This window comes from Enterococcus mundtii, from assembly GCF_003957375.1.
Taxonomy (GTDB): Bacteria; Bacillota; Bacilli; order Lactobacillales; family Enterococcaceae; genus Enterococcus_B; species Enterococcus_B spodopteracolus.
This window is the reverse complement of record NZ_CP025473.1, coordinates 1,504,410-1,519,852: the sequence shown is the minus strand read 5'-3', so window position 1 is coordinate 1,519,852 and position 15,443 is coordinate 1,504,410. Positions and strand designations below refer to the sequence as shown.

At 37.7% G+C, this 15,443-nt stretch carries 15 protein-coding genes; all 15 read left to right on the top strand.

Features of this window, described 5'->3' with window-relative positions; genetic code table 11:
• Nucleotides 1-878: 878 nt before the first annotated feature.
• The 15 genes from CYK55_RS07565 (at nt 879) to CYK55_RS07490 (ending at nt 15,294) form a co-directional block, all read left to right on the top strand.
• Complete coding sequence (locus tag CYK55_RS07565; protein ID WP_010735290.1) at nt 879-1,166, top strand: hypothetical protein; 288 nt, start codon at nt 879-881, stop codon at nt 1,164-1,166.
• A gap of 210 nt (nt 1,167-1,376) precedes the next feature.
• Entirely contained in the window at nt 1,377-2,048 is a 672-nt protein-coding gene (locus tag CYK55_RS07560) for a hypothetical protein (RefSeq protein ID WP_010735291.1), read from the top strand.
• A 66-nt stretch (nt 2,049-2,114) separates the two neighbouring features.
• The gene (locus CYK55_RS07555) at nt 2,115-2,537 is read left to right on the top strand and encodes a hypothetical protein (protein WP_318036062.1); all 423 of its coding nucleotides are present in this window, start codon (nt 2,115-2,117) and stop codon (nt 2,535-2,537) included.
• Between the two features lie 53 nt (nt 2,538-2,590).
• Nucleotides 2,591-3,211 (top strand): HAD-IA family hydrolase, encoded by a 621-nt coding sequence (locus tag CYK55_RS07550; protein ID WP_206437479.1) that lies wholly within the window; start codon nt 2,591-2,593, stop codon nt 3,209-3,211.
• 52 nt (nt 3,212-3,263) lie between these two features.
• Nucleotides 3,264-3,662 carry a DUF1149 family protein gene (locus CYK55_RS07545; protein WP_010735294.1) on the top strand — a complete coding sequence of 133 codons (399 nt, stop codon included), beginning with the start codon at nt 3,264-3,266 and terminating at the stop codon, nt 3,660-3,662.
• 214 nt (nt 3,663-3,876) lie between these two features.
• On the top strand, nt 3,877-5,268 hold the full coding sequence (locus CYK55_RS07540) for an L-cystine transporter (protein ID WP_019724480.1): 1,392 nt from the start codon (nt 3,877-3,879) through the stop codon (nt 5,266-5,268).
• 907 nt (nt 5,269-6,175) lie between these two features.
• A complete protein-coding gene (locus tag CYK55_RS07530; protein ID WP_126134130.1) occupies nt 6,176-6,547 on the top strand; it encodes a VOC family protein in 372 nt (123 codons plus the stop codon).
• Between the two features lie 193 nt (nt 6,548-6,740).
• Entirely contained in the window at nt 6,741-7,679 is a 939-nt protein-coding gene (locus CYK55_RS07525) for a rhodanese-related sulfurtransferase (RefSeq protein ID WP_034688784.1), read from the top strand.
• Nucleotides 7,680-7,869: 190 nt separating this feature from the next.
• On the top strand, nt 7,870-8,607 hold the full coding sequence (locus tag CYK55_RS07520; protein ID WP_010735302.1) for a metallophosphoesterase: 738 nt from the start codon (nt 7,870-7,872) through the stop codon (nt 8,605-8,607).
• A gap of 299 nt (nt 8,608-8,906) precedes the next feature.
• Nucleotides 8,907-11,087, top strand: coding sequence for a Tex family protein (locus CYK55_RS07515; RefSeq protein ID WP_126134129.1), 2,181 nt, complete (start codon nt 8,907-8,909; stop codon nt 11,085-11,087).
• A complete protein-coding gene (locus CYK55_RS07510; protein ID WP_126134128.1) occupies nt 11,084-11,551 on the top strand; it encodes a SprT family protein in 468 nt (155 codons plus the stop codon). The genes CYK55_RS07515 and CYK55_RS07510 overlap by 4 nt, the downstream gene beginning before the upstream one ends.
• Nucleotides 11,552-11,572: 21 nt before the next feature.
• The gene (locus CYK55_RS07505; protein WP_126134127.1) at nt 11,573-12,331 is read left to right on the top strand and encodes a YdcF family protein; all 759 of its coding nucleotides are present in this window, start codon (nt 11,573-11,575) and stop codon (nt 12,329-12,331) included.
• Between the two features lie 137 nt (nt 12,332-12,468).
• Nucleotides 12,469-13,803, top strand: coding sequence for a UDP-N-acetylmuramate--L-alanine ligase (gene murC, locus CYK55_RS07500; protein ID WP_034688780.1), 1,335 nt, complete (start codon nt 12,469-12,471; stop codon nt 13,801-13,803).
• Nucleotides 13,804-14,138: 335 nt separating this feature from the next.
• Nucleotides 14,139-14,612, top strand: coding sequence for a MaoC/PaaZ C-terminal domain-containing protein (locus CYK55_RS07495; protein WP_019722649.1), 474 nt, complete (start codon nt 14,139-14,141; stop codon nt 14,610-14,612).
• 1 nt (nt 14,613) lies between these two features.
• On the top strand, nt 14,614-15,294 hold the full coding sequence (locus CYK55_RS07490) for a Bax inhibitor-1/YccA family protein (protein WP_034688779.1): 681 nt from the start codon (nt 14,614-14,616) through the stop codon (nt 15,292-15,294).
• The last annotated feature ends 149 nt before the right edge of the window (nt 15,295-15,443 follow it).

Genomic DNA, 15,443 nt, shown 5'->3' with positions numbered 1-15,443 from the left:
TAATTACTTCAGCGATTAAAGGGGATTTCCCCGAAGATTCAAATCCGAATTATCGTGTATTTTCTGGTATCGATATCACTAAAGCGCTAGAATCACTCAAACGATTTCTAGAATAATTTACTGTAGAGTTTAAAAATGCGCAGGAAGATTTCCAGAAATTTATAGAGAAGGAACTATCAAAAGAAGAGACTCCTGCAACTACGCCTGCGGGAGCTTAATTAATCGAAAGGTTTAGATGAGGTGATGCAGAAAATTAAGAACAAATATAAAAAAAATTATGAAGCGCTTGTTATCAGTTGAAAAAAAGTGCACAGCTTCTTCAACAAATAGAGGATTTTAATTTTAAAAATATTTGGCTTGTTTCTACTGATTTACTGCATGATGAGGTGACAAAGAATCACTACTCACAAATTAAAGGATTCATGAGTGCACATGCGTTTGTCATGCGGTTTGCCCCTGAATGTCGAATTATTTTCATCCTTGATAGTTTTTCATGTGGATCTAGCTACTAGACCAAGGATTCAAGTGCAGCCAAGTCCCAAAGATACTCTTATGCACGAAGTGACCCATATTGTCGCATCATCGGACGATTTGATAAGTTATCTAAGGAGTCCGATAGGTTTCAGGAATAGTGGAGAAGATCTTCGAAAGAGATACGAAAAAATTTCTGAAGCTAATTCATGGCGAGGGGGTTAATTCTTTTGTGGAAAATGTAAGTGACATGTTAAAATTGCCGGCTGTCACAAAATAAGCTGTCTTGAATGCTGTACTGACTGACAAAATGTTAAAAGCAAACCTTCAAATAACCGATGCTGAGATGCTAATGGCTTGTATTCTTGATAATTGGATTAGGACGAAACTTTTTTGAGCGCGCACCCATGAAAAGAAGTCTAGCTGACCAACTAGGAAACGGCGACCTATTGTTTGTTCTTGCTGTGATGAAAGTAGTTAATGTGGAGAATTTAATATATGAGCATCCATTGGAAACTACCTTAGAAAACGCGGAAATAACGACAGCAATCAACGTCTCACAGCTTACACAGGCCCCTTCGGGAAATAGCATTTTTTCAACAATTAAAAATATAGGTAAAACAAATAGTAATGATACGAATACAAGGCTTATTAACGAGCAAAAAATCAGAAGGCGCGCCGAAATGAATCTATAAGTTGTCAGACACCTTTAGATTCAGATACTCGGTAACGGTTATCGAATCTCCCAAATATCAAATACATGAATAAAAAAACTAATAGAGCCATGAAAAAGTTTTTTATATGCGCATAAAATTCAAAGAATAAGATTTTATGAAATCTTCAGCATATTTGCACACAAACAGTTGAAAATATGCTATTTTGTAGTAGAAAAAAGGGGGAAAAGAATGAATTTTTTAGTTGTTTTAAAAGATACGATTCTCAAACGGTCGACATTCATCTATACGCAAATCGATGAACAAAAAACAGTCTTGCATTTTTCGCCGGAGTTTCATTTAGAAGGGTTGACGATTGGGGAAATTTATGAACAAGGTGGCATTCAAGCTGCGAAGCAATTTTTTGTTCAAGAACTTCAACTGCCATTGAATGACTATCTTGAAGTATCATTAAATGAGTGGGACAAAGCAATTTCAGAACTTTTCCCTCAAGGAATCAACGTAGAGTCGGGTACCACTGAAGTACATCTATCGGTGAAAGATCTACAACGTCAGATGCGTTACCAGATCGATGAAGAAGGCTCTCTTTCAATCTTTCAGCGGCAGCAAAAGATATTAAAAAGTTTTTTAAAACAAATCAGCCGAAAAAGAAATTTGTTTAAAACAACGCAGTTACTAAAAAAATATCCAGAATTATTACACACATCGATCCAGTTTCCACAATTGCTCTCGTTGATCCGTCGTTTTGTACGCTTGAAGGAAATCCAATCTAAGAAGTTAACATTCCCTTTACAAGATACCTTTCGAGTAGTAAAACGTGAAGATGAAAAAAAACTGATCGTGATCGATTTTATGAGGAACCGTCATGTGTTACAACAAATGACGATGGAAAAGGCCAACTAAGGCTTTTTCTTTTTGAATAAAAGAGAAATGGAGAAAAAAATGGGACCTATTTGGATACAACGTATAATGAAAGCTCAACAAAAATATCAACAAGTCATGAAAGGAAGATATGCGCGTCTTGATCCATTGAATCGTTTATTTTTAGTTTTAGGATTATTTTTCTTTGTCGTTAGATATTGGTTGCCTTTCAGTTTAGGCTATCTACTCTTCTTCGTTTTTATCGCTTTGACCATCGCTCGATTTAGTTCAAAGAAAATCTATGTTCGTTCAAACGAAAATCAAGCGTATTTACAAAAAACAGTTGCGATCAAAAGCTGGTTTACGAAAATGAAAAATAAACTGAAACGTCAACCCGAACAACAAGCTAGCGCTACCTACACGATTTTTTCATGTCCAACTTGTCAACTCAAGCAAAGGGCGCCGAAAGGCAAGGGTGAGATTCGAGTGACTTGCAAAAAGTGCGGCACGCAATTCACAACAAAGGTATAAAAAAATATTAGTCAAATGTCTAGTGAAATGAGTAAAGAAGGAGTAAAAGAATGATTAAAAATTACATTTGGGATTTTGATGGGACTTTGTTCGATACGTATCCGGCGATGGTTGAAGGAGTATCTCAAGCATTACAAGATTTTGGTATCGAACGACCAAAAAAGGAAATATATCGCGTGATGAAGCAAGAATCGGTGAGAAAATTACGAGAAAGTTACCAATTAGAAGAAGTCTCCTTCAATCAATTATTTCATCAATATGAAGAACAATATCAAGAACTCTCAGTACCATTCAAAGAGACTGAAATGGTTTTACGTCGTTTAAAACAGAATGGAGCAAAACATTATATTTTAACACATCGTGTAACGGCTTCTACTTGGAAACTTTTAAAAGTCTTTGATCTAGCAGATTTGATCGAAGAAGTGATTGGTATCGACCAAGGCTTTGCCAGAAAACCAGCACCTGATGCAATCAATCACTTGATCGATCGTTATCATTTAGATCCAGATAAAACGATGATGGTAGGGGATCGAAGATTAGATATTGAAGCGGGGGTCAATGCAAAGATCCACACTTGCCTATATGATATTGATCATTTCTTAGGGGAGATTCCTGCCGATCATATTGTGGCAAATCTAGCGGATATTTTAGCAATCGAAAAGAATGCAGAATAAGTATCCCCTTTCAACTTTAGTTATGCTATAATTTAAACAGAGGAGTGATAAAATGGAGATTAGAAGACAAAAAGAAGTAGTAGAAGCTTTTCATTATGATTTTTTAAAACCTGATCAAGAGGTACAAACTGACTTAAAAGTAGGTTTTTCACCACTAAAAGAGACAATTGAAAACTATCCGAAAGAACATAGCATCGTTGGTGCCCGTTTAGAATTTCGTTTAGTATTTGATACATATGTGTTATCTGGAAGCGTTAGTCAAATCAACCACATCTTGAATCGCAAAGTCCAAGATCAAAATGATGTGACGCAAGAAGAGGTCGATGAATTAGTGGCCCCACTTTTTGAAATGGTCAAACGTCTGGCCTATGAAGTAACAGAGATCGCCTTGGATGCGCCAGGTGTGAAATTGAACTTCCAATCAGAAAAAGAAGAAAAAACCAAAGAATAAAATTAAGAAAAAACACCAGTGATAGTTATTAGCTATCACTGGTGTTTTTTTCTATTACTAATTGTAAGCAAAAGTAAGGAAAAATTTCGGAAAATAGTCTAGAATGAATAAGTCACTGAAAAAAATATTTTCAGGAGAAGAGCTGAAGAGTTCTTCTCGGGAACCTTTACTTCCTTAGATGGACTTGTCATTACAAATTAAGAGGAGGATGAAAATGACAACACTCATCACAGTTTTAGTGGTTCTAGTTTTTGCGGCATTATTATATGTGTTTTATCGTATGCAAAAGCGCCATGCAAAATTTTCAACGCGGGTTTACACTGCGCTAGCTGCCGGTATCGTATTCGGGGGCGCGTTGCAACTGATTTTTGGAGTAGAAAACGAGGTTATTACGCAATCCATGGATTGGATCAGTATTGTTGGGAACGGCTACGTTAGTTTCTTACAAATGTTGATCATGCCTTTAGTCTTTGTTTCAATCGTTGCGGCTTTTACAAAAATGAAAGTATCAGAAAAATTAGGTAAAATCAGTGCAACGGTGCTGACCACTTTATTAGCAACAACGGCTATTTCCGCATTGATTGGGATCGGTGTGACGATCGCATTTGGTCTTCAAGGTGCCGAATTTACGCAAGGAGCGGCCGAAACTGCTCGTATTTCTGAGTTAGCGACACGACAAGAAACAGTGGAAGGATTAAGTATCCCACAACAAATCTTGTCATTTATTCCTAAAAATATTTTTGCAGACCTTGCCGGAACTCGTGCAACAAGTACGATTGCTGTCGTGATCTTTGCGGCATTTGTTGGGGTTGCTTACTTAGGAATCAAACGAAAAGCACCAAAAGAAGCATCATTCTTTGCTGATATGATCGATAGCTTGTACCGTATCGTGATGCGTATCGTGACGTTAGTCTTGCGTTTGACACCTTATGGCGTGTTCGCATTGATGACGAACGTGATGGCAACAAGTGATTTTGATGCCATTTTGAACTTAGGTAAATTTGTGTTAGCGTCTTATCTTGCATTGTTTGCAGTGATGATCGTTCATTTCTTGATTTTGATCGGTGTGAAAGTCAGCCCGATCGACTACTTGAAAAAAACATTTCCAGTACTAAGTTTTGCATTTACTTCACGTTCAAGTGCGGGTGCTTTGCCATTGAATATCGAAACACAAACAAAAGCGCTTGGTGTGGATGAAGCCACAGCAAACTTTGCTGCCAGCTTTGGTTTATCGATCGGTCAAAATGGCTGTGCGGGTGTTTACCCAGCCATGCTAGCGACAATCGTTGCACCAGCAGCTGGAATGGATGTTTTTAGTATTCAATTCATCTTGCTTCTTGTAGCCATTGTAACAATCAGCTCATTCGGAGTAGCTGGTGTCGGTGGTGGGGCAACCTTTGCCTCATTGATCGTATTAGGTTCAATGAACTTACCAGTAGCAATCGTTGGTTTAGTTATCTCCGTTGAACCATTGATCGACATGGCTCGTACAGCTGTCAACGTAAGTGGTAGTATGGTAGCAGGTATTGTTACAAGTGCACGTATCAATGATCTTGATCGAGATGTGATCAAAGATGAAGCAAAAGTCGTTGACGTGAATGCTTAATAAAAAAAAACGAAAAGCGAGAGCGAAATGCTCTCGCTTTTTTTACTCTGTAAATATATTCCGAAAAGTGAAAACGTAAAATAATTGATACAAAAATCTATAAAAATATAAGGTAACAAAAACTATCTAATACAATTCTCATCCACCGAAGGGTTATGTATTGCTATAATGAATGTGTAAGCGTTCTATACAGCCTATATTATTCGAGGAGGAACATTCAGCAATGATTCTTCGCAAGTCCAACAGTCCACTTCAAGAATCACCAGTGCAACCACCCCTTAAACCAAGTATCATCGATTCAAAATGACACACGTCCCACGCTTATTGGAAATCTAGAGATTCAAAGTAATCTGACATCCGTCAAAAACTCAGCCAGACAAATCGCTTCAGCCATCTCAGGCGCTGCTGATCATTTGTAAACTGTTGCTCAAGGGTTTTCTACGTTAAATGCTCAATTAAGTTGATAACTTTTTAAGGAGAGACGCTAATGGATCAATGAATCCGAACTCGGCCAAGTCTTAATGGTCTTAGACTTTACGTATGCGTCTTACAAAGTATTGACGACCACTGGTGTGAAGCAGGTGGAGAGTGGTAAGATTGAGGAGGTAGGTGGGGCGATATCAGATGTTAAAATAAAAAAACCTCTTAGTAAAATTAATCAATCACATATAAATAAACATAATATTAATTCTCTCAAGAAACACTCACTGTTTTTAACTGAAAATTAATTAACTGAAAGTTAGATGGAACTAGCTTTTTCAATTCTAATTGGACTAGTGAAGATATAAAAAATATACAGAAATTGCTTATAATGATTTATTGTGATAAGGAAAGAAGGAAGATACTTTTCTATATAAGATAAATTATGCTAAACTAGCTAGGACGAAAAAAGTGGAGGAATGAATAGATGTTTACAAATGAAATGAAAATCATGTTATACGTAGATGACGTTGAAAAAAGTGCAGATTTCTGGCAACAGATCGGTTTTGTTGTGTTGGATCGTCAAGAAATGGATGGTACATTGATCATTGAGGTTGCTCAATCAAAAGATGCAGGTACTGCGTTTGTTTTATATGATCGTGAATTTATCGAACAGCATTCACCAGGTACAGCGAGTGGGGCACCTTCTTTGATGTTTTATAGTGAGGATATTTTTGATTTATACAAAAAGATGCAACAATTAGCAGTGACATTAGGTGATTTAGTCCATGTAGGTGAAGAATATGTATTCAATTTTGCAGATCCCGATGGCAATTACTTTGCTGTGACAGGAAAATAATTTACTTACTAATAATGAAGCAAGAACTCCGACTGAAATTTTAGTCGGTTTTTTTGTGTCTTCAAATACATAAATTACAATATTTATATTATGTAAACTATACTTGCGCAAAAATACACAAGCAGAAATATCGTCATTTCATCTATACTTCTTTATACTGTTATGGAATGAATTGAAGGAAGGAAGTAACTAAATGGATTACCAAGTACTACTATATTATAAATATACAACAATCACAGATCCTGAACTTTTTGCGAAAGAGCATCTTGCTTTTTGTCAATCACTAAATTTAAAAGGGCGTATCCTTGTCGCAGAAGAGGGGATCAATGGGACAGTTTCTGGAACAATCGCAGAAACTGAGGCATATATGGAAGCGATGTTGGCAGATGAACGTTTTGCTGACACATTTTTCAAAATTGATCCTAGTGAGGGTCATGCATTCAAAAAAATGTTTGTTCGTGCGCGTCCTGAATTAGTTTCACTAAAACTAGAAGATGACATTGATCCAAAAGAAATGACCGGCGCTTATTTGTCGCCTAAAGAGTTTAAAGAAGCGATTCTTGATGAAGATACGGTTGTGATCGATGCACGAAATGACTATGAATATGATCTAGGGCATTTTAGAGGAGCAGTTCGTCCTGATATCCGTAGTTTTAGAGAACTGCCACAATGGATTCGTGATCATAAAGAAGAATTTATGGAAAAACGGGTCGTGACTTATTGTACAGGTGGGATTCGCTGTGAGAAATTTTCTGGGTGGTTAGTGAGAGAAGGATTCAAAGATGTCGGTCAATTGCATGGGGGGATTGCGACATATGGTAAAGATCCAGAAGTCCAAGGAGAACTATGGGATGGCAAAATGTACGTTTTTGACGAGCGTATCGCTGTCGATATCAATCGCGTAGATAAGCAGATCGTTGGGAAAGACTGGTTTGATGGTACTCCTTGTGAACGTTACATCAACTGTGGAAATCCAGAGTGCAATCGTCAAATGTTAGCCTCAGTGGAAAACGAAGAAAAACATTTAGGCTCATGTTCAGTAGCATGTGCTAAACATCCGCATAATCGCTATGTTAAAGAAAGAAATCTATCTGCGGAAGAAATCGACGCTCATTTAGCAGCATTTGTATAATTTTTCTAAAAATCAAAGCAGACGTAGTTAGTGTTTATAAATAAAATGAGAGTCATGAAATTTGTTCTTCAAATTTTCGTGGCTCTCATTTTCATCTGAAATCAGGAGATTTTTCTCTTAACTATTCGGAAATTGTTGCTACCTATGAGGATAAAATTGCGATATAATCAAATGAAAAGGTGGTGGTGTCATGAATAAACCATTTGTCTATGCAATCGGTGATGTCCATGGAAGTTATAATCTTTTTCAAAAGCTATTAACACATTATGATCCACATATTCATCAATTAGTCTTGATTGGTGATTTGAATGATCGTGGACCAAAAACAAAAGATTGCTTATTACTAGGAATGAAGTTAGTGAAAGAAACTGGTGCGGTCTACTTACGAGGCAATCATGAAGAGTATTTCTTACAGTTTCTCCAAGAACCAGAAGACTGGTATCCGTCTTACTTAAGAAACGGTGGAAGAGAAACAATGGAAAGTCTTTTGCATCCAGGTGCAGCAGAAGAATATTCACCAACTGAGATTGCCATGATGATTCGTTCAAGATATCGTGAATTGGTCGATTTTTTATGTAATTTGCCTTTATATTATGAATGGGAAAACTATCTTTTTGTCCATGCGGGTGTTGATCTAACTAAAAAAGATTGGCGTGATACTAGCCCTGGAGATTTTTTATGGATTAGAGAGCCTTTTCATGAGCATAAGAATCGGACTGATAAGACGATCGTATTTGGTCATACGATCACGCCGTTACTCCATGGAGATATGCAGACAACTGATTTGTGGATACAAGATCAGAAAATCGGGATCGACGGTGGGGCTGTCTTTGGCGGATCGATGCATGGTGTCGTTTTTGAACCAACTGGAATCATCCAAGATATCGAGTATCAAAACAATCAAGGACCATGGCAACCACGTGATTGATCAGAAAAAGTTTTTGATAAAAGTGTATAGTTCTGATAAATAAGCCGAGAAACCCGAAATTTGTTCTTCAAATTTTTGGGCTTTTTAGCTTAGTCCTGAAGGTCAGTTTTTGGAAAACCGATTATACATTTTCAAATTAAAAACAAAAATGAATTTTATTTTTGTTCTAGACACTGTTTAGTTACATTTAGAATTACCAGAATCTATGCTAAAATAAATCAGTATGATTTTTTGATTCTTGCTTTTTAATGAATAAACCGTAGTAGGAATCGATTTCGACTTAGAAAAGAGGCTATTTAATGACAGACAAAGTAAATCCAACGATTCTAGATCTTGTAAAGAAAGAATTGGCAGATTATCAAGCAAAACAGTTGACGACTGTTTTAAATCTATTAGCAGAAGGAAATACGGTGCCTTTTATTGCTCGTTACCGTAAAGAAATGACCGGAAGCTTGGACGAAGTACAAATCCGTGAAATTGAAGAGCGCTATGCTTATTTAGAAAATTTGGAAAAACGTAAAACCGAAGTCTTGCGTTTGATTGATGAACAAGGAAAATTGACTCCAGAATTACAACAAAGTATTACACAATCTGTAAAGATGCAACAAGTAGAGGATTTGTATCGTCCATACAAACAAAAACGAAGAACGAAAGCGACGATTGCGAAAGAAAAAGGGTTAGAACCTTTAGCAACTTGGTTATTGACCTTTTCATCTGAAGATGTTTTGACCGAAGCAACTAAATACGTCACTGAAGAAGTTCCGTCTCCTGAAGAAGCCTTACAGGGTGCCCATGAGATCATTGCAGAGCAGGTAAGTGACAATGCAAAATTCAGAACATGGGTCCGCTCATATACGTACAATAAGGGGCTATACGAAAGTACCGTCAAAAACAAAGAAAATGATGAAAAAGGCGTATATGAAATGTATTACGAGTTTTCTGAACCAATTCATAAAATTGTTTCTCATCGCATCTTAGCAACCAATCGTGGAGAAAAAGAAGAAGTGTTGAAAGTCAATCTTACAGTTGATGAAGCTGCGATTTTAACTTATTTGGAGAAACAATTGATTCCTGATACAGCTTCGCCTTCTGTTAGTTCTGTTCGTTTAGCGATTCACGATAGTTACAAACGATTCATCCAACCTGCGATTGAGCGGGAGGTCCGTAATGAATTGACCGAAAAAGCGGACGAGCAAGCCATCGCTATATTTGGTGAAAATCTGCGTAACTTGTTATTACAACCACCTTTAAAAGGGAAAGTTGTCTTAGGATTTGACCCAGCTTATCGTACCGGCTGTAAATTAGCAGTGGTGGATGCGACTGGTAAGGTTTTAGCGATCGAAGTGATTTACCCGCATAAACCGGCAAATCAAGCAAAAAGAGCCGAAGCAGGTCCTGCATTTGTGAAATTGATTGATCAGTACCACGTGGATATGGTTGCAATCGGTAATGGGACGGCGAGCCGTGAATCGGAGTTATTTGTGGCAGAACAGTTGAAGTTAGCCAAACATCAAGCGTTTTATGCCATCGTCAATGAAGCCGGAGCTTCTGTCTATTCCGCAAGTGATATTGCCCGTAAAGAATTTCCTGAGTTACAAGTCGAAGAACGGAGTGCAGTTTCGATTGCTCGAAGATTACAAGACCCGTTGGCTGAACTAGTGAAAATCGATCCGAAGGCTGTTGGCGTGGGACAATATCAACATGATGTTTCACAAAAAAGATTAGCAGAACAGTTGGATTTTGTTGTTGAAACGGCAGTGAACCAAGTAGGGGTCGATGTCAATACAGCGAGTCCTCAGTTGTTGCAACATATTTCTGGTCTAAATAAGACGACTGCTCAAAATATCGTAACGTATCGTGAAGAAAATGGTGCATTTGCTTCTCGAACGCAATTGAAGAAGGTCCCACGTTTAGGGCCAAAAGCATATGAACAAGCAATCGGTTTCCTACGTGTGCCTGGTGGCAAACATGTACTGGACAACACCGCGATCCATCCAGAGAGTTATGCAGTAGCAAAAGAGATCATACAGGCAAACCAATTATCTGAAAAGGATTTAGGAACGAAAGAAGCAATTGAAACATTAAGTCAGATTTCTCTACAACGCTTGGCACAACAAGTGCAAGTAGGTGAAGAAACATTAAAAGATATTCTTGAGGGGTTGACCCAACCAGGACGAGATATGCGAGATGAAATGCCTGCGCCACTTTTACGTTCAGATGTATTGAGTATGGAAGATTTAAAACCCGGCATGGAATTAAAAGGAACAGTTCGCAATGTCATCGATTTTGGCGCATTCGTCGATATTGGTGTGAAACAAGATGGTTTAGTCCACATTTCTAAATTAAGCAATAAATTCGTCAAACATCCAACTGACGTGGTTTCCGTTGGTGATGTCGTCACTGTTTGGATCGAACAAGTGGATACGAACAAAGGGCGTATCAGTCTGACGATGCTTTCGCCTTACGAGGATCAAGCGTGACACAAGAAGAATTGCAACAGTTAGTCGAAGAGATTTCTTGGACAAGCTTCCAGCGTCCGTTCATGCACCAAGCAATGTTCAACAAACGTTTGAAAACAACAGGTGGTAGGTATCATTTGAATGATCACCATTTGGATTTTAATCCGACGATGTTTGCAGTAGCCGATCAAGCAACGATCATCGGGATAATCAAGCATGAGCTGTGTCATTATCATCTTCACTTGACCGGAAAAGGCTATCGTCATCGTGATTCAGATTTCAAACATTTATTGATAAAAACGGGTGGCTTACGTTATGCACCTGCTATTCCTTCAAATAGAAAGCAAAAAATCGAAGGATATCAATGCCAAAAGTGTGCTGAATGGATTTATCGTAAAAGGAAAATCAATACAGATCGCTATTTGTGTGGGCGTTGTAGAGGACGATTGGTATGGAAAGAAACCACGTACGTGGATGTTGAATAATTGTATGAGGAGAGGACCAGAATGACAGGTGAACCATCAAGAATTGCAGACTGGAATTGCTTATTGGATTTTTTAGCAGACCCTGACCCACAGGAGTGTTCGGAACTAAAAGCACCAACACTGATTCTGGCTGGGAATTGTCTGCCGATCCTATTAGATGAAGTAGCAAAGGCTTACTTGAGCCAGCAGGTCGCGCAAATCGTTTTAGTTGGTGGGATCGGACATGCGACAAAGTATCTCTATAAAAATTTTGAAAAACAAGGATTCTTATTTGAACAAGGTTTAAGTGAAAGTGAGATTTGTGCCCACTATTTGCTTGAAAAATATAGGTTACCTGAACAGGCACTATTGTCAGAAACGAAGTCAACCAATTGTGGCGAGAATGCTTCATTTTCTTACAATTTATTAAAAGCACAGGGCCCATTACCTGAACGTGTTCTTTTGATGAATGATCCCACCTTGCAACGACGAACAAAGGCGACTTTTGAGAAGGAATGGGGCAATGAGTCTGTCCATTTTTATAACTATGTACCGATACTTCCACAAGTGACAGAAAGTACCAAGGGATTTAACTTCTCTGATCAAAGACTAAATGACTTGTGGCCCTCTGATTATTTCCAAGCCTTAGTATTTGGAGAAATGGTTCGTTTGAAAGATGATGCCCAAGGTTATGGACCTAATGGAACGGGATTTATCGGTCATGTCGACATCCCAGATGAGGTGTGGTCTGCTTATTTACGTCTTTTAGCAACCAATGAAAAAATTTCTCTAAAAAGGTAGTCAGGATACTAATATTCAAGGAACGAAAAATCATCCGAATAAATTTGGTTGAAATTTTTTATTGTTTATAAGATAATGGGTTTCGTGTTGAATGTATGAATAAAATAATGGATGATAGTTAAGAGAAGAGGATTCAAATGAAAAATCAAGAAAATTTGTACCACTTTGTTGGTATTAAAGGCTCCGGCATGAGCTCTTTGGCACTTGTATTACATGAAAAAGGATTAAACGTTCAAGGATCAGATATCGAAAAATATTTCTTTACCCAAAGAGATTTAGAAAAAGCCAATATCCCGATCTTGCCGTTTGATGCAGAAAACGTCAAACCAGGAATGATCGTGATCGCCGGCAATGCTTTTCCAGATTCACACGAAGAGATCCAACGTGCAAAAGAGCTTGGATTAGAAGTGATCCGTTACCATGATTTTATTGCAGATTTTATCCAAAATTATACTAGTATCGCTGTCACTGGTTCCCATGGGAAAACAAGTACAACAGGATTATTATCACATGTATTGACGGGGATTCGTCCGACAAGTTACTTGATTGGTGACGGCACTGGTCATGGTGATCCAGAGGCTGAGTTCTTTGCTTTTGAAGCATGTGAATATCGTCGCCACTTTTTAGCTTACTCTCCTGATTATGTGATCATGACGAATATCGATTTTGATCATCCTGATTATTATACAAGTATCGATGATGTTTTTTCAGCTTTCCAAACGATGGCAAAACAAGTCAAAAAAGCGATCTTTGCTTACGGAGATGACGACTATTTAAGAAAGTTAGAAGCGGATGTGCCAATCTATTATTACGGTATGAATGAAGATGACGATATCCAAGCACGTAATATTGAACGAACGACAACTGGTTCAGCTTTTGATGTGTTCCATGGCGAAGAATTTGTCGGACACTTTACAGTTCCAGCATTTGGAAAACATAATATTTTGAATGCACTTGGTGTTATCGCAGTTGCCTACTTCGAGAAGTTAGACGTGAAAGAAGTTGCTGACGAAATGTTGACATTCCCTGGAGTGAAACGTCGTTTTAGTGAGAAAATCGTGGCTGATATGACAGTCGTTGATGACTATGCTCACCATCCAGCTGAAATCAAAGCAACTATTGATGGCGCACGTCAAAAATATCCAGACAAAGAAATCATTGCAGTCTTCCAACCACATACATTTACTCGTACGATTGCCTTGATGGATGAATTTGCCGAGGCCTTAGATTTAGCTGACCGTGTGTATCTATGTGATATTTTTGGTTCTGCCCGTGAAGAACAAGGGGACGTTAAAATCGAAGACCTAGGAGCAAAAATCAAAAAAGGTGGTCAAGTAATCAAAGAAGATAACGTTTCGCCGTTATTAGACTACCACGAAGCAGTGATTATTTTTATGGGGGCTGGTGATGTTCAAAAATTTGAACAAGCCTATGAAAAATTATTGAGCAGTACAACGAAAAACGTTCTGTGATCAGTTAAGTGAATAAAAAAAGTTAGCGTCAAAAGGGATTGTCATGTGACAGCCCTTTTGACGTTTATTTGTGGGTGATGGGTAGTTCTTTTTCAGTAATGTTTCGCCTGCTTATAGTGACCCTACGTCTTCGATCGAATTAAGAAATCCTAAAGTATCCAGACAAAATACGAACGGTTTTTATTAAACTATGCTATAGTCTTCAATAAATAATGTACGATCATCGAAGGGATTGCTTACATAAGTGAAAGTCCAAAGCATGTTCTGTAACTTGCGTTTTTTGTATGATTTGGTACAATTGGTACGAATGAATAAATAAACTGGAGGGTTTAAACTTGAACATAAGTAAACCGCGTAAATTAGGAAAAACAATCAATGAAATCGAGGAAGGTGACTCGTTATCTTTAACAGAATCAATTGAAGATAATCAGTTATTATTATACTTAGGGTTAACAAATGATGCCAATCCTTTATATATCCAACATGATTTTGCACAGAAAACGGAATATCATCAACCCATTGTTCCAACTGTGATGTTAATGGGAATCATTACAAGTGCAGTGTCAAAACACTTGCCTGGTCCAGGTTCTCATGTGGTGAATTTTTCAGCTAATTTTGTCGAGCCGGTTTTTCATTATGAAACATTGACTTTTCAGTTTGAAGTCATTCGAGTGGATAAGATGAAAAATGTTGTGACTATTTCAGTGGAGGCCACGAATACACAAGATAATCGTGTATTAGATGCAGTAGTCATGGTACAACCACCAGAATTAGAACAAGAATTAACTCTTGAAAGTGAAGGTGAATAAGATGAACAATCAAATCATATCAAATAGTATCAACCGCTTTTATGCGAAAGTCTACGGATTTTTAGGAATCGGTCTAGCGTTGAGTGCGATCACTTCCTATTTAGCGATCCAAGTCTTTCCTTATCAAGTAGCAAGCTTCATCAATAATTTTCCATTAGGTTTTATGGGATTATGGATCGTCCAAATCATTTTGGTTTTAGTTTTAGGAGCAAAAGCACAAAAAAATCCAAGCTTAGCAATCGGTGGATTTATCGCATATTCCTTGTTGAATGGTATAGTTTTAGCTGTTACATTAGCTTTTTATGATATCGGAACAATCACAACTGCCTTTATTTCAGCCACTGGGATGTTCATTGGGATGTCAGCAATCGGGATGTTCACTAAAAAAGATCTAACAGGTGTGGGTCGTGCCGGAATGGCAGCGTTGATCGGTGTGATCATTGCGATGGTCTTGAATGTTTTTATTTTAAGAAGTAGTGCAGTTGAACTGTTCATCTCATTACTACTTGTCGTGATTTTTGCAGGTATCACTGCTTATGATAACCAAAAGATTGCAAACGTATATGTCCAATCAAATGGACAAGCAAATAGTGGGATTGCCGTATTCCTAGCACTTCAACTATATCTAGATTTCATCAACTTATTCTTAGCATTCTTACGAATCTTTGGACGTAATAACTAAGTAATAACCGAAGAGCAAGATAAAATATCTCTCATATGAAAAGAAAGAATCCACAGAATTTGATCGTCAAATTCTAGTGGGTTCTTTTTTGGTCATCGATACCAGTAATCTCTGTTTTTTTATTTTTATCCTAAATTACTTTATTCGTA

Coding starts and splice junctions, on each gene's coding strand:
- CYK55_RS07540 (WP_019724480.1), top strand. CDS start 3,877: ATGACAACACTCATCACAGTTTTAGTGGTTCTAGTTTTTGCGGCATTA.
- CYK55_RS07560 (WP_010735291.1), top strand. CDS start 1,377: ATGAATTTTTTAGTTGTTTTAAAAGATACGATTCTCAAACGGTCGACA.
- CYK55_RS07565 (WP_010735290.1), top strand. CDS start 879: ATGAAAAGAAGTCTAGCTGACCAACTAGGAAACGGCGACCTATTGTTT.
- CYK55_RS07525 (WP_034688784.1), top strand. CDS start 6,741: ATGGATTACCAAGTACTACTATATTATAAATATACAACAATCACAGAT.
- CYK55_RS07520 (WP_010735302.1), top strand. CDS start 7,870: ATGAATAAACCATTTGTCTATGCAATCGGTGATGTCCATGGAAGTTAT.
- CYK55_RS07505 (WP_126134127.1), top strand. CDS start 11,573: ATGACAGGTGAACCATCAAGAATTGCAGACTGGAATTGCTTATTGGAT.
- CYK55_RS07490 (WP_034688779.1), top strand. CDS start 14,614: ATGAACAATCAAATCATATCAAATAGTATCAACCGCTTTTATGCGAAA.
- murC (WP_034688780.1), top strand. CDS start 12,469: ATGAAAAATCAAGAAAATTTGTACCACTTTGTTGGTATTAAAGGCTCC.
- CYK55_RS07555 (WP_318036062.1), top strand. CDS start 2,115: ATGAAAGCTCAACAAAAATATCAACAAGTCATGAAAGGAAGATATGCG.
- CYK55_RS07530 (WP_126134130.1), top strand. CDS start 6,176: ATGTTTACAAATGAAATGAAAATCATGTTATACGTAGATGACGTTGAA.
- CYK55_RS07515 (WP_126134129.1), top strand. CDS start 8,907: ATGACAGACAAAGTAAATCCAACGATTCTAGATCTTGTAAAGAAAGAA.
- CYK55_RS07545 (WP_010735294.1), top strand. CDS start 3,264: ATGGAGATTAGAAGACAAAAAGAAGTAGTAGAAGCTTTTCATTATGAT.